Genomic DNA, 21655 nt, shown 5'->3' with positions numbered 1-21655 from the left:
CCAAGCACTTCCACTCTTTTCACGCCATCCCGCGCGTCCTAACAAAATCGCTAATTGGTAAATCAGCTTGACTTTGGTCCGCCAAGAAGCAATTTAAGCGTGTTGCGTAATTTCGGATCCATCATCGTTGTGATGCTCTTGCTCATCGCCTTCGGGCGCTGCGCCTCGGATCAGTTTGGCCTGTTCCACACCACGGAAGCCTCGTGCTGCCAGACGATTTGCACTTCCCCGGCCCACTGCCCACTTTCCGCGGACCAGTGCCACGATCACTCACCGGACGATGGCGAGGAGCACAATAACCACGACAAGCCGGCACCTTGCCAGCTCTGCTTCATCATCGATTCCGACAGCGTGATCATCCAAGATGGCGTCAAATTACCAACTCCTCCTCTTGTTAACATCGTCCCCTTCGACGATTTCGGCGATGACTTCGGCCGACTTGCCGAGCGCATCTCCAGCCTCGTGGCGGCCGACACCCGCCTCGAGCTCCTCCCCGACCCACCGACCGAACTACGTTCGCTCCATCGGTGCCTGGTCACCAAGACGACCCCTGTGCGTGGGCCGTCGATGGCTTAATCCGGTTTCACGTGCGTGAGACCGCCCATCCCCCTGCCTCCGGAGCACTGTGCCCTGGCGGTGGGTTTGTTTACCTATGCGGTTATCCGGTGCCGCCTTTTCTACCGGTCGATTAAGCTATCCAATCTCATGTATTTCCCATCATTCCTCCCGGCCATCCCCCATTCCAAGATGGCCTGTGCAGCGCTCACCGCTGCCCTTTTCACCCTCTCAGCCCCGTTTTCCGCTGGCGCTGAATCTCTCGTCGTTTCTCTGGGGTCGATTCCAGACCGCATTAAAAAACAAAACCCCGACCTCGCCGCAGCACGTTATCGGATCGCGGAGGCCTATGGCCGCTTGCGCCAGTCGGGACGCCACAGCAACCCGCAGCTGGAACTCGGAGCCTCGCACAACAAGGACTTCCGCGAGCGCGCGTTCAGTATTGGCGTCGCGCGCAAGTTTCCGGTGACCAATCGGCTCGCGCTGGAAAAAGCCGTCTCCCTCTCCGCCGTGCGACAGGCCGAAGCCGAGGTGCGCGATGTCGAGCGGCGCCTGGTCGAGCAGAGCCGACTGATCACCGTCAAAATCCTCGCCCTGCGCAACCACAAGCAGTTGCTGCAAAAGCAGCTGAAGGTCTGCACCCAACTCGCCGAGTACATCAGCAACGCCGCCGCCAAAGGTGAAGGGTCCATCCTCGATGCCGGCCAGGCGAAACTCGAAGCCGCCCAGCTTGGCAACCAACTCCGCCAGCTCGACGCCGAGGCCGCCACCTTGATGGGCAACTTGAAGCCGCTGTTAGGTATGACGGTGAACCATTCACTGGTCGTCACCGGCCACCTCCCGGAAATCAGCACCCCGAGCCGATCAGTCGACCCGAACGATCGGCCGGACCTGAAAGCGGCCAAGATCGCCATCCAACAAGCCGACCATGCCGCCGCGTTGGAACGGGCGAAGAGCCGCGACGATATCGAGGTTTCCATTTCCGGCAGCATCGAACGCAGCGAGGACGCACCGGAGGGCTACGAAACCGAGACCACGGTCGGCATCGGACTGAAGATCCCCCTGCCCCTTTACAACAAAAACGAAGGAGCCATCGAAGCGGCGGATGCCCGCAAACAGCGGAAGGAAAAAGAGGCCAAAGCGCTGGCGCACCATATCCGTCACGAGGCGGCAACGGCCCACCGGGAGATGCAGGAATGGGCTAAACTAGCCAGGGAGGTCTCCGACACACTTCTGCCCCTCGCCCAGGCCCAGGCCGACCTAGCCGATGAGGCGTATCGCAACGGCCAAGGAGACCTGCAGGCGAACCTGCGCACCCGTGAGCAGCTGCTTAGGTTGGCGAGTTCGCGACTCGATGCCCTGCGCGAGTTCCACCTCGCACGCGTCCGTTACCAATCGGCCTTGGCCCGCTAAGCAGCCCGATTTTTTTCCACCCGCTTGTCCGCTCTCATTGGGCTCAAGCCACTTCATTCTAACACTTATTTTTTACCATGTTTCCTAACACCTTAACGACTATCGCGCGCAGCCTGCTCGCCAGCTCCCTATTATCCTTACCACTCGCCGCCGCGACCGAAACCGACCCCTCGGATGGCTTCCTCGCGCTGCAACCCGAAGGCATTAAAAACCTCGGCATCCAATACGAACTGGTCGAAGCCAAGGACTTCGAACGCACCATCTTCGCCGTCGGACATATCCGCGAAGTGCCACAGAACCACTCCGTGTTAAGCAGTCGAATTGCCGGCAGGATCATCGAGGTCCGGGTCTTCGAGGGCGATCGAGTGAAAAAGGGAGACGTGCTGGTGAAGGTGGAAAGCCGCCAGCCAGGCAGCCCCCCCCCGGTCATCGAACTCAAGGCACCGCGCGATGGCCTGGTGCTTGCCAGCCACATCCGACTCGGTGAGCCGGTGGAACCGGAAAAGGAGCTGCTCGACATCGTCGATCTCACCGAAGTCTGGGCCACCGCCCAGGTGCCGGAGGATGCGGTCAGCCAGATCAAACCAGGCACCAAAGCCCACATCCGCATCCCGGCGCTGGGCGGCGAAATGATCGATGGCGAACTGCTCAGGTTCGACACCAAGGCCGACCGTGCAGGCGGAACCATCGGCGCCATTTTCCGCGTCCCCAACCAAACGCTCCGCGTCCGCCCCGGCATGCGCACTGAATTTTCCATCGTCACTTCCACCCGGAAAAATGTGATGGCAGTGCCCAGGGAAGCTTTGCAAGGCGACGAAGCCAATCGCGTCGTCTACGTCAAACACCTCGACATTAAAAATGCCTTCACCCGCCTGCCGGTTGAAACCGGGGAGAGCAACGATCGCTATGTGGAAATCGTCAAGGGGCTCTTCCCCGGCGATGAAGTGGTCACCAAAGGGTCCTACGCCCTCAGCTTCTCGAGCGGCAGCGGCATCTCACTCAAGGAGGCGCTCGATGCGGCCCACGGCCACGAGCACAACGCCGACGGCAGCGAGATGACAGCGGAACAGCGGACGGCGAAGGAAAAGCAAAGTAATCCCAACGACGGCTCAGCCAGCCTGAGCCCCACCGTCATCCTACTGGCCTGCTCCACCGGTCTGCTGCTGGTCTTACTGGTCGTCACCAGCGTGCGTCATTCGATCGCGATGAAGCAGGTGCTGAGCGAGCGCGAGTCCGCCGAATAAGCCCCTGAACCCAACCTGACCCAAGCCATGTTAAACAAGCTAATCAGATTCTCCCTGGCGCAACGGGGACTCATTCTAACCATCGCCCTGGTGCTGCTCGCGATGGGCTACTACCGCGCCACCCAGCTCCCTGTGGAGGTGCTTCCCGATCTCACCAAACCCACGGTGACCATCCTCACCGAGTCGCCGGGCCTCGCCCCCGAGGAGGTGGAAACCTTGGTCACCGTGCCCTTGGAAAACAGCCTGATGGGCGTCACCGGGGTGACTCGACTTCGGGCCACCAGTGACGTCGGACTCTCGCTGATCTTTGTTGAGTTCGACTGGGGAACCGACATCTATCAGGCGAGGCAATTCGTCCAGGAACGGCTCATGGGCAGCTCCGAAACCCTTCCCAAGGACGTGGTTCCCTACATGACCCCGGTGGCCTCGTTGATGGGAAACATCATGCTGTTAGGCATCACCGACCCCAGCGGCAGCATGGAGCCCAGTGAGCTTCGCACCATGGCAGACTGGACCATTGCGCGTCGACTCCAGGGGATCCGCGGCATCGCCGAGGTGCTCTCCATGGGCGGTGGGATCAAGCAGCTCCAGATCCAACCGGATCCGGAGAAAATGCTCGCTCACGACATCACCTTCGACGAGCTCCACAAGGCCGCACAGCACGTGGTGAACAATACCACCGGCGGATTTCTCACCGAAAGCACCCAGGAAATCATGGTCCGCAATCTGGCCATGACCACCGACCTGGATGCCCTCGGCAACACCGTGGTCAAGCAGGTGAACGATCGCTCAATCCGGATCAAAGACGTGGCTCGCGTCGAGTGGGGCATCGAACCGATGCGCGGTGACGCCTCCGCCAATGGCGACCGTGGTGTCGTCGTCAGCATTACCAAATCCCCCGGCTTCGACACCCTGGCGCTGACCAAGGAAGTGGACGCCACTCTGGAAGAGCTACGCAAAAGCCTGCCACCGGGCGTGGTGCTGACCCCCATTTACAAACAATCCGAGTTCATTGACCTCTCGTTTCACAACTTGATTGAGGCGCTCTGGCTCGGCGGCATCATGGTCTGCCTGATCCTGTTCCTCTTTTTGATGAACTTCCGGGTCACCCTGATCACGCTCACCTCCATCCCGCTGTCACTCGGCATCGCCATCCTGGTATTCGATCTCTTCGACCTCAGTGTCAATTCGATGACCCTTGGCGGTCTGGCCGTGGCGATTGGTATGGTGGTGGACGACGCTATTGTGGATGTTGAAAACGTCTTCCGCCGACTGAAGGAAAATGCCAACCACGAGGTGCCGGCACCCAAGTTAGAGGTCATTGCCGCAGCCTCCTCGGAGGTGCGTAGCTCCATCCTCTACGCCACGGCATTGATCATTCTGGTCTTCATCCCGCTGCTGGCGCTCAGCGGTGTCGAGGGACGTTTGTTCACCCCCATTGCCATCGCCACCATCGTCAGCATGGCCGCCTCCTTTGTCGTCTCGCTGACTGTGATCCCTGTGCTTTCCTCACTCTTGCTCAACCCGAAACAGAATAAGAAGAGCAAGGAGAGCGCACTGGTCCGGGCCATGAAATGGGTGCTGAAAAACACCTGGCTGAAAGTGGCCCTCGCCCAGCCGTTCACGGTGATCGGCGCGGCCTCCATGCTGCTGATCACGGCGGCTCTGCTCTACCCGCAGATGGGCAATAATTTCCTGCCCTCATTCCGCGAGCCCACGGCGGTGATCGCCACCACCACCGCCCCCGGCACCTCACTGAAGCAAACCACCGAGCTGGCCGATACCGCCAGCAAGATGCTGATGGCCATCGATGGGGTGAAAACCGTCGGCTACCGGGCCGGTCGGGCCGAACGGGGCGATCACGTGGTGCCAGTCTCCACCGTCGAATTCGAGGTCGATTTCGATTCCGAGAGCGACCGCAGCCGCAGCGACATCATGGAAGAAGTCCGCCAGGTCATGAGCGCCAAGAACCTCCCCGGCACCTTCTCCGCGATGAGCAGCCCGCTGGAGGACCGGATTGGTCACATGCTCAGCGGCGTGTCGGCCCAAATTGCGATCAAGATCAAGGGTGACGACCTCGACGAGCTGCGCCGCATCGGCACCGAGATCCAAACCATCGCCCGCGCCATCCCCGGGCTGGAGGAAGCCCGGGTGGAACAGCAAGCTCCCATCCCCCAGCTGCGGATCGAAGTCGACCGCGAACGGGCCCAGGCCTACGGCATCACCCCGGGTGAATTGAACGACCGCTTGGCCACCCTGTTAGGCGGCGAAACGGTTTCCGAGATCTACGAAGGACAGCGCATCTTCGATGTCGTGGTGAAACTGCCCCAGGAGTGGCGGGAGTCGCCGGAACGTCTGGCGAACATGTACATCGATACCTCGAGCGGCCTCCGCATCCCCTTGAAAAACCTCGCCGACATCCGTCAGGCTAAGGGGCCGAACACCATCATGCGCGAAAACACCCAGCGCCGTTTTGTAGTCAGTATCAACCCCACCAGCAAAGACCTCGTCTCACTGGTCGAGGATTTACAAAAGCAGGTAGCCCAGAAAGTGGATCTGCCCGACGGCTACTTCATCAGCTATGAGGGGCAGTATGTCGCCCAGCAAGAGGCCTCGAAACGGATCGCGCTGATGTCGGTGCTGGTGCTCGTCATCATCGCCTTTCTGCTCTACTCCTACTTTGGCACAGCGGTCTTCACCCTGCAGGTGTTAGCGGACATCCCCATTGCCTTGATCGGGGGGATCGTGCTGACTTATCTGACCCTCAACAACATCAGCATCGCCACCCTAGTCGGCTTCATCGCCGTCGCCGGCATTGCGGCGCGAAACAGCATCATGATGATCTCCCACTACCTCCACCTGATGAAACACGAAGGCGAAGGGTTCACCCGCGAGATGATTGAACGAGGCACCTTGGAGCGACTCGTCCCCGTGCTGATGACCGCCCTCTCCGCCGGCATCGCCCTGCTCCCGCTGGTGGTCAATATGGGCTTCCTTCCCTTCCTGCCGGATTCCAACCCTACGGAAGCACCAGGGAAAGAAATATTGAATCCCGTGGCCATCGTCATCGTCGGAGGGCTGGTCACATCCACCTTCCTCGGCCTTGGAGTCACGCCCGCCGTATTCTGGGCCTTTGGTCGCAAAGCGGCGCAACGCGCACTGGAGAACGAAGCCCCCGCCACCCAGTAAATCCCCAACATATTCGAAATGACAAATCCTCCTCCGAGCGTAGGATAACCACACGCTCGTTCACATACAATAGACCCTACACATATACCCACTATGAAACTAACATCCACCCTCGCCGCCCTGGCATCGCTAAGCTTTGCCTTTGTGAGCTGTGACGACAAAAAAACCGATACAGACCCGCACGCCGGCCATGATCACGGCGCAGAAGAACACAAGGCCCCCGTTCCCCACGACCACGATGGCGACGGAGTGCCCGACCACGGACCGGGCGCACATGGCGACCACCATGGTCATGACCATGACCATGACCACGGCGATCACGAAGGCCACAGCCACGAAGAAAAACCGGCCGGCCCCAATGGTGGACGCATCATCACAGGCCCTGACTTCCATGCTGAATTCCTGATAACCAAGGACAAGAAGGTGCAAATCACCTTCCTCAATGCTGAGAACCAAGCCATCGCGCCCAAAAATCAGACCGTCAGTGTCATCTGCGGCGATCGCAGCAATCCGACCACGCTGAACCCGACGAAAAAAGGAGACTCCAATGTCCTCGTGTCCAGCGCCACCATCCCAGAGGGCAATAATTTCCCCACCATCGTCACGGTGCAAACCACCTCGGACGCGCAACCGGTGCGGGCCAAATTTATGCTCAACATGAGCGACTGCTCAAGCTGCGGCCACCAGGAATACGCCTGCACCTGCGCCCACTAAACGCCCTTAGGCTCTCGTATTCAACCATCCCCCCGTCTTCGGACAGGGGGATTTTTTTGTGAATCCTGCCGCCGACTTCCTCTGGACTCCTTCTCATGGAGCCTTTAAGTTCTTCATCAACACACATGAAAACACACCTTCTACTCATCACGATTGCTCTCGGACTACTCAGTCTCGTTTCCTGCAAAGACAAAGAAACTAACAGCACCAGCAACAATCACTTAACCGTGTATGAAGTCGCCGGACTCAGCCTCGAACTGCCCGACAAGCCGGTGATTGGCGACATCCGTCTGCCGGAGGGACTGAAGTCGCTGGTGGCCAAGTTTGAAAATTACAAGGTGGTCAGTGGCGCGACACAGCTCAGCATCATCCACAGCACCTACACCACCGCCGAAATCGACCTGGACGATTCGGCAAACGGCACCATCACCCAGATCCGCTCACTGCCAGGCATCACATCCTTCGTCAGCACCAAGGAGCCCGCCACCGCCTCCGGACTGCCAGCCCGCCAGCTCGCATTCACCTATCAGAAAGACGGCCAAAGCTTCAACCACCACGTGCTGATCTTCATCCGCGGCATGGAGCTCTGGCAGATCCAGATCATCAGTCGTGGCGAATCCACCGCCGCAGCCACCCAGCTCATCAGAGACCACGTGTTCGGCAGTGTCGAGATCATCGATTGATTCGGCGACGACTGAGCCGACCACATTAGCCTGAAAAGGTGTGGGCCACCTTGCTCACGGCATCACCACGCTGACACCTTCCACTCCTCGGTCAGCTCCGTGGGAATGGCATCGAGGAAACGCGACGGCCGGGTCATGTAATCGCCAGTGTAGCTCTTCGGATTGGTCATCGGATAGGTCAGATAGAGCTGGTCCTTGGCTCGAGTGACCGCGACGTAAAACAGTCGCCTTTCCTCCTCTAACATCTCCTCATCATCGGACTCCAGCACGCGCCCGTTCGGGAACATGCCGTCAGCCAGCCAGACCAGGAAGACCACCTTCCACTCCAGACCTTTCGCCTGGTGGATGGAGGAAAGCATCACCCCTTCGTCTTTTTTCTCCTTATTGTTAGGATCACCGTCCACCGAGGACATAAGCGAAAGTTGGGCGAGAAATTCGAGCACATCTTCGTAGCTTTCACCATACTGCATCAGCTGTTCGATGTCGTTGCGCCGGTGCTCGTGGTTGTCGAAGCTGACACTCATGTATTCCTGATAGACGCCCTCGAGGATGCTGAAGATCATGTTCGACGGTCGCTCGAATTTTCCATCGGGCGCCAGTTCGTCGAGGGTGTGACAGAGTTGCTGCCAGGTGTCCTTCGCCTTCGCCGGCACTTTGAAGCTCAGCAAGGTTTCGGAAAACGACTTCGGAACCTCGACGCTGCGTCCGGCGGCGGAGTTGGTCCACGCCGTCCATAAGTTGTCGGCGGTCTTCGCCCCGATCCCCGGGAGCAGCAGAGCCATGCGCTTGAAGCTCACTTCGTCGCGACTATTGACCACAAAACGAATCATCGCCGAGACGTCCTTGATGTGCGCCTGCTCGAAGAAACGCAAGCCACTGGTGATCTGGAACGGTAGCTGACGTCGGGTCAACTCCATCTGGATTTCCATGCTGTGGTAATGCGCCCGATACAACACCGCGATTTCTTCCGGCTCGACACCCTCGCCGATCAGTTCATCAATACGCTCGCCGATGAATTCCGCCTGAATCGACGGATCGTCCAAGGGCACCAGCGCAGGAGTCATCCCCTGCTCGCGGACGGCTCGCAGTTCTTTTTCATACTGCTGCTTGTTAGGACGGATCGCCGCATTCGAGAGCTCAAGCACATCCGGGGTGGAGCGATAGTTGGTCTCGATTTTGAAAACTTGGGCCTCGAGGTATTTCTCTTGGAAACTGAGAATGTTCGACATGTCGGCACCACGCCAGGAGTAGATCGACTGAGCATCGTCGCCAACCACCATCAGGTATTGCTTCTCACCGACCAGAAGATCAATCAGATCACACTGCACCTTGTTAGTATCTTGATACTCGTCCACCAGCACGTGGCGGAATTTGCGCTGATAGAGATGGCGCAGATCCTCATCGTCCTGAAGCAGCTTAAGGGTCAGAATCAACAGGTCATCGAAATCCATCGAGTTCGTCTGCTTCTTTTTCTTCCGGTAGCCCTTTTGAACTTCGTGGATTTCATCCGACCACTCTTCGAGGTGGGGATAGCGGATTTCTAAGATTTCATTGAGGTCTTCGCTGGTGTTTTCCGCCAGGCTGAAGATCGATGCCAACAGATCAGCCTTGGGGAAACGTCGACCACCAGTGTCGATGTTGCAGCTTTTCACCACCTCGGTCATCAGCGACTTCTGGTCGTCGCGATCGAGGATGGAGAAGGACTTGGTGAAGCCTAACTCGTCGGCGTGTCGGCGCAAGATCCGGTTTCCGATGGAGTGGAAGGTGCCGCTCCAAAGCGCGCTGATATCGCTGGGCACCAGTTGCTGCACCCGCTCTAACATCTCACGAGCGGCTTTGTTGGTGAAGGTCAGCAGCAGAATATTGCCAGGGTCCACACCCTGATCCAATAAATAGGCAACACGGTGGGTCAGGGTGCGCGTTTTGCCTGATCCGGCACCAGCAATCACAAGGGCTGGGCCAGGAGCGGATGCCACGGCGGCATACTGTTGCTCGTTGAGTTCGGCGGCATAGTCGATGCCTGAACCGCCTGGTTTACTTTTGCCTGATGCTATCCGGTATTCACGCGCCATGGCGTTGGAATTTAGCGGAGCCGTGTATAAAGAGAAGCGGCAATATCGGGATTCTGCCCAATATTGCCGCTTACTTGAAAAAAAAGAAGGTTTATGCCGCCACTTCGTAGTGCTCAGCAATGTCGCGAAGAATGCGATCGCGACGGTCACGCGCACTCTCGAGGTCGCGGGTCTTGAGGGAAAATCTCAAACGCTCGGAGGTGGCGTCGTTTTTATGAACGGTCAAGTGACACCACCAAACGCCGCGGTTATTCCACAGGTGATGGTTCGGATTATCATCGTTCACTCGAAGTGCTAATTTGGTCTTATTTCTAGCCATGTTAATATGGGTAATGGTTTATATTAGGCTGCTTGATACTGGGTGGTTTCAACGCTTTGTCGCGTTTTTGGGGGTGCGTTTGGCAAAAATTGACATTTTAGCCACAAACTCACGATTTTGACTATGTCCATCAGTTGAAATCAACCCCCTTTTCAATGAAGTAAGGATCATCTCATCTGATGTCACAGCGACATGAGTGAAATATAGCTCAAAGCCTGCTGGCGCAAGGGCTAAATACAATGTTTATAAACATGCTAAGGATACTAAGAAGCCGCAAGCCTTGATCTATAAGGCTTTGCGAGCGATCGACGAGGTGAAAAAAAGTTACCCCTTTGGGGAAAAAATTCCCCTTGAGATGGTTTGATTTTGCAGCACGGGGTGCATTTTATGCAAATCAGGCCTCTTCAAGAGCCTTGCCAATCACTTCGATCAGACTTTCCTGCTCCTCGCGCCCCACCGAGAGACGGATCAAATTGCGGTCGAGACCACAGCCTTCGGCCCATTCCAGCTCATCATAGTGAGCCAGTAAGGTATAAGGACAGGCCAGGCTGAAATCGGTGCCCAGACTCGGCCCCTTGGAGAGCTGCAGGGCATCAAAAACTCTGGGCGACTTCTTGCGGTTCTTGAGCACAAAGGAAATCAAGCCGCCGTAGCCGCCATCATCACGCTTCACCGCCTGATACAGCTCGGGCGTGGTGAACTTGGGATACCACACTTTCTCCACCGCCGGATGCGCGAGGAGGAAATCGGCGACCGCTTCTCCGTTCCGATTGCACTCGCGCATGCGTCGAGCGAAGCTGTTGACATTGCGTGCCAGCACGCGGGCGTCCGAGGCAAACAGTCGCGAGTGCCCGGGGCAATCGGTTTCCAGGAACTCCAGCAGATCAGAGGCAAATGGCGAGCGAGGACAGACCCGCACCTGGCCGGCCATGACATCGCCCCGGCCCGAGACCCATTTGGTCAGGCTGGAAAGGACCACGTCGGCGTAGCGGGAGACATCGATATTGATTGCCGAGCAGATGGTGTCATCGACAATTAACGGCACCCCGCCCTCGCGACAGGCCGAGGACACGGTCTCGAGATCCACGGTGCGCAGCAGCGGATTGCTCGGAGCCTCGCAGAAGACCGCTGAAAACTCGCCCTTGCTGATGCGCCGCAGCGCTTGCTCGAAGGATTCGCCTTCCGCTTCGTTCAGGAAGACCACGCCATTGCCGAAGTGCTTTTGCACCCGCATGGCATCGACGTAAGGAAATTCCAATTGCAGCGATTTCTTACCGGGGCGCAGCTGGCTGATCAGGCGATACACCCCGAAGAGTGCCGCCATGCCGTTTTCGTAGAGATAAATATGTTTGTCCGAGCACTTGGCATGACCCGCCAGCTTGCGGAGCAGCTTTTTCGGATTGAACTCAGAGGGCGTCCTGCCCTGTAGAATGCGCTCGGCTTGTCGGCTACTGACGATTTCTCCGGTGTATCGCCAGTATTCCATCGCCACGGAAAAGTCGGCCTCCGAGACTACCAGGGCCTGGAGTCCCTCGTAGCTGACAATGCGGGAGGCGGATCCGGACCGTTTTTCCACAAAGCGTTGCGCCCGCTGCGCAGTATCCTTGTTGGGAAATACCACCGCCTTCGAGCCATTTTCCGTGAGCGCCAAGGTGGCCTCTTTGAACAGCCTCGCAATCGCCGGGTGGCGGAAGAAACGTGGGTAGCCGCTGCGGAGTTTTTGGATGACTTTTTCGCGCCCTTCTTCGTAGCCGAGAACAGAGTCCCAGGTAGGCAGGCACACCGAACATGCATGCTGCGTCTTTGGCAGCGGCATTCCGAGGTCTTCCTCACGCCATGCAGGCTCTGTTTTCAAATCACGCAAAAGTCAGCCACGGCATAGTCGAGACACCATAATATGCAAGCCCATATACCGCCCCACCCATTCCCCCCTCTGCTCCTCCCGATTCCAGATTGGCACCATCCCTGCTGCATCCCTCGGAGAAATAAGACATCTTTTATCAAAAAAATCCCTCTCCACGGCGTTACATTTATGAGATATCCGTAGGGAACAGACCGTAAACCATGGAAAGCTCGTCTAGGACTGCTGTGTCAATTCCCCCGAGGCTGCCCGCCCTTGGGTCATCCAACTCCATGGCCCACGGTGAATAGTCATTGCATCCACCTACCGCATCGCACACAGTATCCATAGCTTAAGTCCGAGAATCAGCCATCTCCTCCTATCATGTCCGATCCATTACCCTCATCGCAGCCACCGCACCAAGCACCCATTCCGCAAGGACTGCAAAACCAGCTTGAGCGGTTTAAAAAGCGGCTGTGGCAAATCAAGATTGCCGAGGCCGTGCTGGCGGGTTTTTTCGGTCTGCTCTTCTCCTTCCTCCTGGTGTTTGGGCTCGATCGCCTGTTCGAGACGCCGAACATGGTGCGTTTGGTGATTTTACTGGTCGGCGTTTCCCTTTTTGCCCTTTTCGCCCCCTACTGGATTCGCCGCTGGGTCTACGGCCACCGTCGTGAAAACCAGCTGGCCAAGCTCATTGCCCGCCGCTATCCGAGACTTGGCGATCGATTGCTCGGTGCCGTCGAACTGCAGGATCAGGTGGAAGGAAAAGACAGCCTGTCCCCCGCCCTGCGCGCCGCTGCCATGCGCACGGTTGCCGCGGATGCCGCGGGTCGAGATCTTTTGGAGGCCCTGCCTGCCGCCCGCCACCGCAAGTGGTCGCTTGTGGTCATGGTGCTCTTCTTGCTCATGGTCGCCGCACTGATCACCGCCCCACAGGCAGGTGTCAACGCGCTGAAGCGCTGGCTGATGCCGCTGGCCAACACGGAGCGTTTCACCTTCACCCAGCTCGACCTCTCCGGGATCAGCACACCCCACCACGTTCCTTACGGGGAAACTTTCACCCTCAGCGTGCCACTGAGCGCAGACACCAATCGCAGCCCTGAAACCGCCCGCGCCCGCTACGGCAACGGAGAATGGGTGGAGGCCTCGTTGGTGGATGGCGCATACGCCTTCGTTTTCCCCGCCCAACGCGCAGCCGACCACCTCCACATCGAGGCCGATGACGCGCGCGCCAGCCTTCCGGTCGAACCCGTCATCCGTCCAGCCGTTGAAAACCTGCGCGCAGCAGTGAAGTTGCCGGCCTACTTGGAACGCGAGGACATCAGCGCCGACCTCCGCTCAGGCTTCCTCTCCGTGCTCGAGGGCAGCGAGGTGACCATCCAGGCGGTGGCTAGTCGGGCCCTTTCATCCGGCAGTGCCCAGGTCATCACCCTGCCGTCCGAATCACTGCCCCAGCCTGACGCTGGAGCGGCAGATGCCGGTTCTCCATTTGGCGGAGCTCATCCGACCCCACCATCCACCGAGCCCAAGAATGACGCCATTGTGGAAGTGGAAAAAGAAATTCCACCCCGTGATATTGCGCTGAAACTCAACAGCCGCCAGATGACCACCGCCCCCATCACCATGGGCCGCCGGTCGCTGGTCATCCCCATGCAGTGGACCGATATTTATGGATTGAAGGCCGACAAGCCGGTAAAACTGCGCCTGGAGACGGCTCAGGACCAGTTGCCGTCGACCTACATTCAGGGGATCGAGCGCCAGCACATCATGCTGGCCGAGGAAACCATCGATTTTGAAGTGCTCGCCGAGGACGACTACGGTCTGAAAGCCTGCGGCATCTCCTGGCAGGGAGAGTTCACCAAGCCCACCGGTGGCACGCCGGCCAAGGGCGAGCTGACTCTGGAACAAGGCTCTCCCTCCCGCACCACCATCAGCCAGCCCTTTGCCTTCTCCCCGGCCAACCTCGAAATCGCCCCACAGAAGCTGACCCTGAGATCGTGGACCGAGGATTATAAACCGGGACGGGGTCGGGTTTACTCCGAGCCAGTCGTGCTCTACATTCTCACCCGTGACGAACATGCGCAGGTGCTGAAAAATGAGTTCGACCGCGCCATCGGCGAGCTCGAAGACATCGCCCGCAAGGAGCAGAACCTCAACGATGAAAACCAGCGCCTCGAGCGCAAGGACGGCAAGGACCTGCAGTCCGAGGAGAACTTGAAAAAACTGCAGAAGCAGCAGGACGCAGAGCGAGCCAACAAGGAACGCATGCAGGAACTCACCAAGAAAATGGAGGAGCTGTTCAAAGACGCGGTGCGCAATGGCGAGATCGATAAGGACGCGCTGAAAAAGATGTCCAAGGCACTGCAGTCGATGCGTGAACTTTCCCAGGAGGATCTGCCCAAGGTGGAGAAAAAACTCCAAGACGCCCAAAGCCAGCGCAACACCGAGGAGAAATCCAAGGAGGACATGAAAAAGGCCGTCGAGGAGCAGAAAAAGGCTCTCGAGAAGATGAAGCAGGCACTCAAGGACGCCAATGAGGCCAACCAGAACTTTGAGGCCAGCACCTTTGTCAATCGACTCAAAAGGGCCGCCAACGAGCAGGACGGTATCGCCTCCGCCTTCATCGATGCCATCGACAAGGTCATCGGCAGCTCGTTCGAAGAGCTCGATCCTGTGGAGCAGCGCACCATCAAAGGAGCCTCCGATCAGCAGCGCCAGACCGCTTCGGACGTGCGCTGGATCCAGGAGGATCTCGCCCACTACTACGCCCGCACCCAAAAAGAGGAGCACAAGCAATTGGTGGAAGCCATGAAGAACTCCCGCATCGACGAGGCGATGGAAATCCTCTCCTCCCGCGTTTCCGCCAACCTTTCTTTCGCCGCCATTACCCAATCGAAACAATGGGCCGAGCAGCTCAGAAAGTGGGCCAAACAGCTCGAGGGTGACCAAGGTGGTGCCGGCGGCGGCGGTGAGGGCGGCGGTGGCCAGCAGCAAAGCGAGGATAAAGATTTCGAGTTCATGCTCAAGGTCATGCGAATGATCCAGAAAGAGCAAGACATCCGCTCCCGCACCCGCGCCCTGGAAAATCTCCGCCGCAGCCTGAACCCCGACATCGCTCACCCCGCTTTGCCGAAGGCAGCCCGACCCGACACCCGCCCGTCCGACGTTGTTCCCGCCGGCTAACCCCTCCCGTCACCCAGCTCTGATCCCCATTTGACCTCATGAAAATGACCCGCATCTCACTCCTCTGCACCGCCCTCGTGGTGCCGACACTGATCGCCGCTCCCGCCAGCGAGAAGGCTCCGGAAAAACCGACCGAAGAGGCGCTCGCCGAAGGCATGGCCAAGCACAGCAACGGCTCGAAAAAGCTCGCCAACGAGCAGGACGACCTCTCCGCCGATGTGCAGGACCTCATCGATGAACAGACCAACCCCAAGGTGATCGATCTCCTGCGCGAGGTGGAAACCATCATGGCCGATGCCATCGACCAGCTCGAGCTGAAGGACACCGGCGGCGCCACCATCGCCACCCAGACCGAGGTCATTGAGAAAATTTTTGAAGCCGCCAAAAAACAACAGCAGCAAGCAGGCGAAGGACAAGGTCAGCCACAGTCCCAAGGGATGATGGAAATGCTGCAGAACATGATGGAAGGCGGTAAAGACGTCGGCGAAGGCCAGCAACCCGGTCAGGGGAAAAAACCTGGCGAAGGTGAGGGGCAAGGCGAAGGTGCCGGCGGCGGAGGCAAAGGCTCCGGTGGTGGCGGTGGCAAACCCGGCGACCCGGACAACACCGCCGAGGGTGGCGAACGCCGCGTGCCGAAAAATTCAGGAAATGCCGGCAGCTCCCTGCCCCGGGAATTTCAAAAAGCTATGGACGCTTATAACCGCGGCGCCGCGAAGAAGTCCACCCAACGATAATCCATCCCCAGTCCTCACGCCGTCTCCCCGATAGCGAGATCCCCGAACTTACGTTCCATGAAACAATTCATTCTCTCATCTCTCCTCCTGGCAGCCCTCGTGCTGCCGGAACTCGCGCAGGCGCAGTCGCTTCCGCGCCGCCAGAACGACACCATCCCAGCGCAGGTGGAAACCATGTACACCCGCGGCCTGCGCTACCTGTCGAACAGCCAGGACGCATCCGGATCCTGGGGCGGTGGCAGTGGCACTCGGCCAGGTGTTGTCGCTCTCTGCACCCTGGCATTCCTCGCCCACGGTGAGGATCCCAACTACGGCCCCTACGCGCAGAAGATCAGCAAGTCGCTCAATTTCTTGTTTGAGAAACAAAAGGAAAGCTCGGAAGGCTACATCGGGCCGCAAATGTATGATCACGGGTTCGCCACCCTCGCGCTGGCCGAGTGCTACGGCATGGTCGATGACAAACGTATCGCCCCCGCCCTGAAGAAGGCGGTGGACCTGATCCTCAAAGCTCAAAAGGTGAACCCGAAACACGGCTGGCGCTATGACCCCACCACCCGCCACGCCGATACCACCGTGTCCGGCTGCCAGATCGTCGCCCTGCTCGCCGCACGCAATGCAGGCGTCGCGGTGCCGGACGAGGCGATTGAAAAAGGGCTGGCCTACATGCGCACCTGCCGCAGCTCGAATGGTGCCTACGGCTACACCAGCAAGGGGGGAGGTCGCCTTACTCTCACCGCCATCGGCTCGCTCTGCTGGTCACTCGCCAAGAAGAAGGACGAGGCGGGCTACAAGAAGTCCACCGAGTTCCTCAAGCTGAATATCCGCACCCAGGACAATAGCTACCCCTTCTACTTCCGCTACTACATGTCGCAGGCCCTTTTCCAAGCAGACGAGGAGCTATGGAACGCCTGGAACAAGGATAACATCCGCCTGCTTTCGGTGACCCAGCTGCCGGACGGCTCGTGGGCCGGCAACCACGGCAATGCCTTCAGCACCGCCGGTGCCCTGCTCTCACTCGCTCTCAACTACCGCTTTCTTCCTATCTACGAAAAATGAATCCTTTGACTCGAATCATCGCCCTCGGCCTCCTCGCGGGCACCCAGACCTGCCCGGCCGCGCCGGACCTGCTGCGCTTTTCCAACAACGACACCTTACACGGTGAGTTTCTCTCCTTCGGCCAGTCCGAGACCCTGATCTGGAAGAACCCGGAAGCGGCTGAGCCCATCCATTTTTCCACCACCAAGCTGCAACGCGTGGTGCTCAACCGCGGAAAGGCGCACAAGGCCATCGGCCAAAAATCCAGCGTCACGCTCACCAATGGCGATGTGATCCCGGGGACCATTGTCACGGCCGACGAAAAGACAGTGACCGTGAAAACAGATCACTTGGGCGGCTTGGAACTGCCACGCGAGGCGATCGCTAAGATTTCCCCCACCCCCTTCGGTGGCAAGCTCGTCTACTACGGTCCACTCAATGAGGAAGGCTGGAAAACGGTGCCGAACTACCGCTACATCGACCCCGCCGTCGAGAAAGAGCGAGAGAAAGAAAAGAAGGCCGATGAAGAGCCGCCGGCCGATTGGAAATTGATCGGCACTTCCTGGTATTCCGGGGTGAGCCAGAACAACTACCTCTGCCGTGAGGACATCATGCCGGACACCTGCCGGGTTTCCTTCAACCTCGCTTGGCGTGGCACCCTTTACACCACCATTGCACTGCACGCGGATTTCAATCCACCAATGTATAACACCCGGGTGACCAGTCAGACGGAAATGGCAGCCACCATCGGCCACGGCTATTTACTGTCGCTTTCCAGCCACAGTGCATCCCTCTACGCCTGCACCTTCGATAAGGACGGCAAACCGCAGAACTCCCGCTTGGAAGGCAGCCAGGCCAGCTTGGGTCTGTCGACCGAAAGCGAAGCCAATATCGAACTGCGCCTGGACCGCAATAAGAAGAATATCATGCTTTTCCTCAACGGTGCCTTCAAAGCAAAGTGGTCGCTCGGCGAGGAATACGCCGGCACCGGTAGCCACCTCGGTTTTAGAAACCGATACAGCGGCAAGTCGGAGATCCGCGTCAGCGATGTGGTGGTTTCCCACTGGAATGGCCTCAAGGACTCGGCCCGCAGCATGCAGTCGGAGAAACGCGATATCATCCTGCTGAACAATGGCATCGACCGCTTTTCCGGGCAGTTTGAGTCGATCCGCGATGGCAAAGTCAGCTTCCAAGGCGCCTACGACAATGAAATGCTCATCCCCATGGACGAAGTGGGTGAAATCCACCTCGCCTCGACTAAGGTGAAACCGGAAACCGAGCTCGATCCCAAGGCGGTGAATTTCTACATCTACCCCTACGGCCGCATCTCCGGGGTCCCCTCGCAGGGTGAACAGGGAAAAACCAAGCTGCTCACCAAACTCCTAGGTGAAATCAACCTGGATGCGCATTATATTAACCTCATTGATTTCTCGAATAAAAACAGTCTTCTCGATAACTGGGATGATAATTTTTAAGCTCCCCACTATGAACTCTCGCCTTTTTTCACCCGCTCTCCACCTTTCCAGCACGATGCAGTCAAGACTTGCCTGCCTCTTTCTGGCCAGTGTCGGTGGCGCCCATGCCGATGTGATCCAGCTGACCAATGGCGATGTGCTCACGGGCAAAATCACCCACATGGGGAAAGACGGCACCACCATCCAGTCGTCCGTCTCCGCCAGCCCCTTGGAGATTCACGCGGAAGCCATCGAGAGCATGACCTTCCCCAGCGAGGGCAGCGTGCCGAAGCCGCATTCAGAGCAGATCACCTTGGCCAATGGCGATACCTTACCGTGCAAGGTGCTCTCCATGGATCAGGACAAGGTGGCATTTTCCACCTGGTATGCCGGCCAGTTCACCGTGCCGCGCCAGCAGGTGACTTCTCTGCGTTTCGGTCTCTCCCAGGAGCGACTGATCTACACCGCCACGGAAGAGCCTTCGGAGTGGGACAGCACCTCTGGCCAGTGGCGCCTGAAGGACGGCGTCTACACCGGCAAGGGGATCGGCCAATTGGCTCGCGAGCTCGACCTGCCGGACAACGTGCGCTTCCGCTTCGACCTCGCTTGGCAGGATACGCCGAATTTTGTCTTCCGCTTCTGCGCCAGCACCGATGCCGCCCAGACTAAGCAGAACACCTACGAGTTCCTGTTCAACACCGCCGGCATGCAGATCAAACGCATCGTCAAGGACCAGCACCCCGCACTGCTGGCCAATATCGATCTCAAACCGCACGATGTGAAAAGTAGGAAACTCAGCATCGATCTTCGGGTCAATCGCGTGGAGGGAACAATCTTGCTGTATATCGATGGCCACAAAACCGCCACCTGCACCGATACCTTCACCACCGCTGACGGCAACCACATCATTTTCAACAACCGCGCCAGCCGCGGCACCACCGCCCTGCTGAGCAATATCAAGGTGAGCGACTGGAACGATGGCGAACCGTCGAGGTTCCAGACCAAAATCATCGACTCCGTCACCGATGTCTTGGTCGATAGCGAAGGGGAGAAAATCTCCGGTCATATCGCATCGATCAGCGGCGGCGAGGGGCGGCGTATGATCCAGCTGGATGTTAAACACGCGACCAAACCCCTGATGGTGCCGGATCGCCGGATCAGCAGTCTGTATTTCGCCAAAGCGAAAAATGTCACCCCCTATCCCAAATCCACCTTCACCGCCCACCTTCACGGATCCGGCTCCGTGCAGCTCAATCAAGCGCGCTTGGACGATGGTAGCATCAGCGCGAACCACCCCATCCTCGGCCAGTTCACGTTGAAACCGGAAGCCCTGCGCAGCATCGCCCAAAGCAAATAAGCCCTTAGCGAGCACAACCACGCATCTCACTTCATGAAAGATTCACTCCACCCCATTTCAGCACGGTTCAGCGCCCTCGCTCTATCAGGCATGCTCATGGCTCTCTGTGCCGGCACTCAGGCCGTCCGCGCCGATGAGGTGCTTGAGGCGATCGAGCAGGCAGGTAAAAATCTAGCCAAGCCTCGCCACGTGCCAGCCACCGACGAGGGAGCGGCAGAACAGGCGTCCGACGACCCAGCGGTCAAGTCGCGCATTTTTCTCACCAATGGCGATAAACTCAGCGGCCTGCCGCACGGCATGGATGACGAGGGCAACCTCGAGTTCACCTCGGACAGCCTGCGCCAAAAGGCCGGTTTTCCCGTGGAGAATATCCTGTCGCTGCAGCTCGATACCTGGAAACACCGACCTCGCCCCGAAACCGTCGCCCGGGTCAGACTGCAACCCTCGTTCAGCGAAACCCGGGGCGATACCCTCTTCGGGAGCCTCCACGAGCTCACGCCCGAAAGCGTGAAGCTGGAAACGTGGTATGGTGGCATCATCAGCCTAAAACGCTCCATGGTGCAGTCCCTGCAGATCATCAGCAATGGCCCCGGCAGCTACTACGGGCCTAACAGCATCAAAGAGTGGACATTTGCCGATGACAACAAGGCATGGGAATTCGAAAGCGGTTCGCTGAAATCCACCTCGGACGGCGCCATCGGCCGCGATATCGGCCTCACCGAGAAGGCCCACATCAGCTTCGACACCCGCTGGAACACCTCCATGCGCTTCCGCCTGCACCTCTACTCCAGCGATGTCTCGGAGGGTCGACCAGATGCCTACTACGATCTTAATTTCAACCGCTCCTACGCTTACCTGCGCACCCGGGGGAAAGCAAACGGTGGTGGCGTGGTGGCGCGTGGCGGACGTTGGAAACAACTCAATTTGCCACGCGATAAAACCGATGCCCACTTTGACATTTATATCGATCGCAAGTCCGGAACCATCACGGTTTACATCGATAACGTGCACGTCTGCGTGCTGCAGTCCCAGGCACCCGATCCAGAGAACCTGGGCACCGGTATGTCGTTTGTCGGTGAAAAACGATACCCCATCGAGATTTCCAACATCGCCGTGGTCCCATGGAACGGCACCAGCCTGCCCAATCAGCAGCTGGACCTGCAGCCCGCCGGGCAAGACAAGGAACAGGATGCCGACGAGAAAGACGCCCTGCCCCCGCACCGCATCATTCTGAAAAATGGCGATGAAGTCCCCGGCACCGTCGGCAAGGTCCAGGACGGACGCATGATCATCGAGACCAAATACACCCCCATCCGTATTCCCCTCAAACGAATCAAGTCCCTGAGTCTCGGCGACACCGGTGCTCAACCACGAAAATACGCCGGCGACGTCCGCGCGTGGTTCCACGAGGGCGGCCACGTCACCCTCCGCCTCGCGTCCTTCCAAGATGGAAAAATCAGCGGCTACAGCCAAGCATTCGGCGAAGTCTCGCTCGATCTCAACGCCTTCAGTCGTATCGATTTCCACATCTACGACAAAGAGCAAAACAAACTCAGACAAGCAGCCCGCTAATCCCCCTGAGCCAGCCCTTTCGCGAGCCCTGCGTAGCCTCGGCGTAGTAGGGTGGTCCCACCGCCATCCAATAAAAACTCGCCCCATTCGCCAGACTCGCGGTCAAAAAAAACAAGCCGCCCCCCCCCAGCGACCTTCCGAGCATTCCACATCTTCCGTGGTCCCCCAGTCCCAACAAAATGCGTCGCCAAAGCCGCATCCATCGTCTGCGTAGCATCAGCGAACCGGTGGCAAAAAAAATCGCACTAAAAACCCCTTTCCTAACAGCCACTCTTCGCGGATCGTAGCTTT

The 21655-nt window shown here is 58.3% G+C and carries 15 protein-coding genes; 12 read left to right on the top strand and 3 right to left on the bottom strand.

Going from position 1 to position 21655, the window contains the following annotated elements; translation table 11 throughout:
• The first annotated feature begins 99 nt into the window (after positions 1–99).
• The 6 genes from JO972_RS02235 (at position 100) to JO972_RS02210 (ending at position 7798) form a co-directional block, all read left to right on the top strand.
• Positions 100–576 (top strand): hypothetical protein, encoded by a 477-nt coding sequence (locus JO972_RS02235; RefSeq protein WP_309488362.1) that lies wholly within the window; start codon positions 100–102, stop codon positions 574–576.
• A 129-nt stretch (positions 577–705) separates the two neighbouring features.
• Entirely contained in the window at positions 706–1968 is a 1263-nt protein-coding gene (locus tag JO972_RS02230) for a TolC family protein (RefSeq protein ID WP_309488361.1), read from the top strand.
• 77 nt (positions 1969–2045) lie between these two features.
• The gene (locus JO972_RS02225) at positions 2046–3212 is read left to right on the top strand and encodes an efflux RND transporter periplasmic adaptor subunit (protein WP_309488360.1); all 1167 of its coding nucleotides are present in this window, start codon (positions 2046–2048) and stop codon (positions 3210–3212) included.
• 27 nt (positions 3213–3239) lie between these two features.
• Positions 3240–6401 (top strand): efflux RND transporter permease subunit, encoded by a 3162-nt coding sequence (locus JO972_RS02220; RefSeq protein ID WP_309488359.1) that lies wholly within the window; start codon positions 3240–3242, stop codon positions 6399–6401.
• A gap of 93 nt (positions 6402–6494) precedes the next feature.
• On the top strand, positions 6495–7115 hold the full coding sequence (locus JO972_RS02215) for a hypothetical protein (RefSeq protein WP_309488358.1): 621 nt from the start codon (positions 6495–6497) through the stop codon (positions 7113–7115).
• Positions 7116–7240: 125 nt separating this feature from the next.
• A complete protein-coding gene (locus tag JO972_RS02210; RefSeq protein ID WP_309488357.1) occupies positions 7241–7798 on the top strand; it encodes a DcrB/PsbP domain-containing protein in 558 nt (185 codons plus the stop codon).
• Between the two features lie 62 nt (positions 7799–7860).
• Here the strand turns inward: JO972_RS02210 and JO972_RS02205 are convergent, their stop codons facing one another.
• The 3 genes from JO972_RS02205 to JO972_RS02195 all read right to left on the bottom strand — a co-directional run bounded on the left by JO972_RS02205 (position 7861) and on the right by JO972_RS02195 (position 12044).
• Entirely contained in the window at positions 7861–9870 is a 2010-nt protein-coding gene (locus JO972_RS02205) for an ATP-dependent helicase (protein ID WP_309488356.1), read from the bottom strand.
• A 91-nt stretch (positions 9871–9961) separates the two neighbouring features.
• Positions 9962–10189 carry a hypothetical protein gene (locus JO972_RS02200; protein ID WP_309488355.1) on the bottom strand — a complete coding sequence of 76 codons (228 nt, stop codon included), beginning with the start codon at positions 10187–10189 and terminating at the stop codon, positions 9962–9964.
• Positions 10190–10583: 394 nt separating this feature from the next.
• On the bottom strand, positions 10584–12044 hold the full coding sequence (locus JO972_RS02195; RefSeq protein ID WP_309488354.1) for a PLP-dependent transferase: 1461 nt from the start codon (positions 12042–12044) through the stop codon (positions 10584–10586).
• A gap of 369 nt (positions 12045–12413) precedes the next feature.
• Here JO972_RS02195 and JO972_RS02190 point away from each other — a divergent pair, with 369 nt between their 5' ends.
• Genes JO972_RS02190 through JO972_RS02165 form a run of 6 tightly spaced genes read left to right on the top strand, consistent with a single transcriptional unit; the run spans position 12414 to position 21364 of the window.
• On the top strand, positions 12414–15212 hold the full coding sequence (locus tag JO972_RS02190; RefSeq protein ID WP_309488353.1) for a hypothetical protein: 2799 nt from the start codon (positions 12414–12416) through the stop codon (positions 15210–15212).
• Positions 15213–15250: 38 nt separating this feature from the next.
• Positions 15251–15946 (top strand): hypothetical protein, encoded by a 696-nt coding sequence (locus JO972_RS02185; protein ID WP_309488352.1) that lies wholly within the window; start codon positions 15251–15253, stop codon positions 15944–15946.
• 57 nt (positions 15947–16003) lie between these two features.
• Positions 16004–17002: a prenyltransferase/squalene oxidase repeat-containing protein gene (locus JO972_RS02180; protein ID WP_309488351.1), complete on the top strand. Its 999-nt coding sequence runs from the start codon at positions 16004–16006 to the stop codon at positions 17000–17002.
• Entirely contained in the window at positions 16999–18456 is a 1458-nt protein-coding gene (locus tag JO972_RS02175; RefSeq protein WP_309488350.1) for an LSm family protein, read from the top strand. Before JO972_RS02180 ends, JO972_RS02175 begins: the two co-directional genes overlap by 4 nt.
• 10 nt (positions 18457–18466) lie before the next feature.
• Positions 18467–19792, top strand: a complete 1326-nt coding sequence (locus tag JO972_RS02170) for a hypothetical protein (RefSeq protein WP_309488349.1) — start codon at positions 18467–18469, stop codon at positions 19790–19792.
• Between the two features lie 33 nt (positions 19793–19825).
• The gene (locus JO972_RS02165) at positions 19826–21364 is read left to right on the top strand and encodes a hypothetical protein (protein ID WP_309488348.1); all 1539 of its coding nucleotides are present in this window, start codon (positions 19826–19828) and stop codon (positions 21362–21364) included.
• The last annotated feature ends 291 nt before the right edge of the window (positions 21365–21655 follow it).

The organism is Oceaniferula flava (genome assembly GCF_016811075.1).
GTDB lineage: Bacteria > Verrucomicrobiota > Verrucomicrobiia > Verrucomicrobiales > Akkermansiaceae > Oceaniferula > Oceaniferula flava.
Note: the sequence above shows the minus strand (reverse complement) of the source record. Positions and strands in the feature narration are given on the sequence as shown.

Bases quoted from the DNA above. Each gene is read 5' to 3' on its own strand.
- JO972_RS02175 (WP_309488350.1), top strand. From the start codon at position 16,999: ATGAATCCTTTGACTCGAATCATCGCCCTCGGCCTCCTCGCGGGCACC.
- JO972_RS02180 (WP_309488351.1), top strand. From the start codon at position 16,004: ATGAAACAATTCATTCTCTCATCTCTCCTCCTGGCAGCCCTCGTGCTG.
- JO972_RS02185 (WP_309488352.1), top strand. From the start codon at position 15,251: ATGAAAATGACCCGCATCTCACTCCTCTGCACCGCCCTCGTGGTGCCG.
- JO972_RS02215 (WP_309488358.1), top strand. From the start codon at position 6,495: ATGAAACTAACATCCACCCTCGCCGCCCTGGCATCGCTAAGCTTTGCC.
- JO972_RS02210 (WP_309488357.1), top strand. From the start codon at position 7,241: ATGAAAACACACCTTCTACTCATCACGATTGCTCTCGGACTACTCAGT.
- JO972_RS02225 (WP_309488360.1), top strand. From the start codon at position 2,046: ATGTTTCCTAACACCTTAACGACTATCGCGCGCAGCCTGCTCGCCAGC.
- JO972_RS02165 (WP_309488348.1), top strand. From the start codon at position 19,826: ATGAAAGATTCACTCCACCCCATTTCAGCACGGTTCAGCGCCCTCGCT.
- JO972_RS02220 (WP_309488359.1), top strand. From the start codon at position 3,240: ATGTTAAACAAGCTAATCAGATTCTCCCTGGCGCAACGGGGACTCATT.
- JO972_RS02190 (WP_309488353.1), top strand. From the start codon at position 12,414: ATGTCCGATCCATTACCCTCATCGCAGCCACCGCACCAAGCACCCATT.
- JO972_RS02170 (WP_309488349.1), top strand. From the start codon at position 18,467: ATGAACTCTCGCCTTTTTTCACCCGCTCTCCACCTTTCCAGCACGATG.
- JO972_RS02205 (WP_309488356.1), bottom strand. From the start codon at position 9,870: ATGGCGCGTGAATACCGGATAGCATCAGGCAAAAGTAAACCAGGCGGT.
- JO972_RS02200 (WP_309488355.1), bottom strand. From the start codon at position 10,189: ATGGCTAGAAATAAGACCAAATTAGCACTTCGAGTGAACGATGATAAT.
- JO972_RS02230 (WP_309488361.1), top strand. From the start codon at position 706: ATGTATTTCCCATCATTCCTCCCGGCCATCCCCCATTCCAAGATGGCC.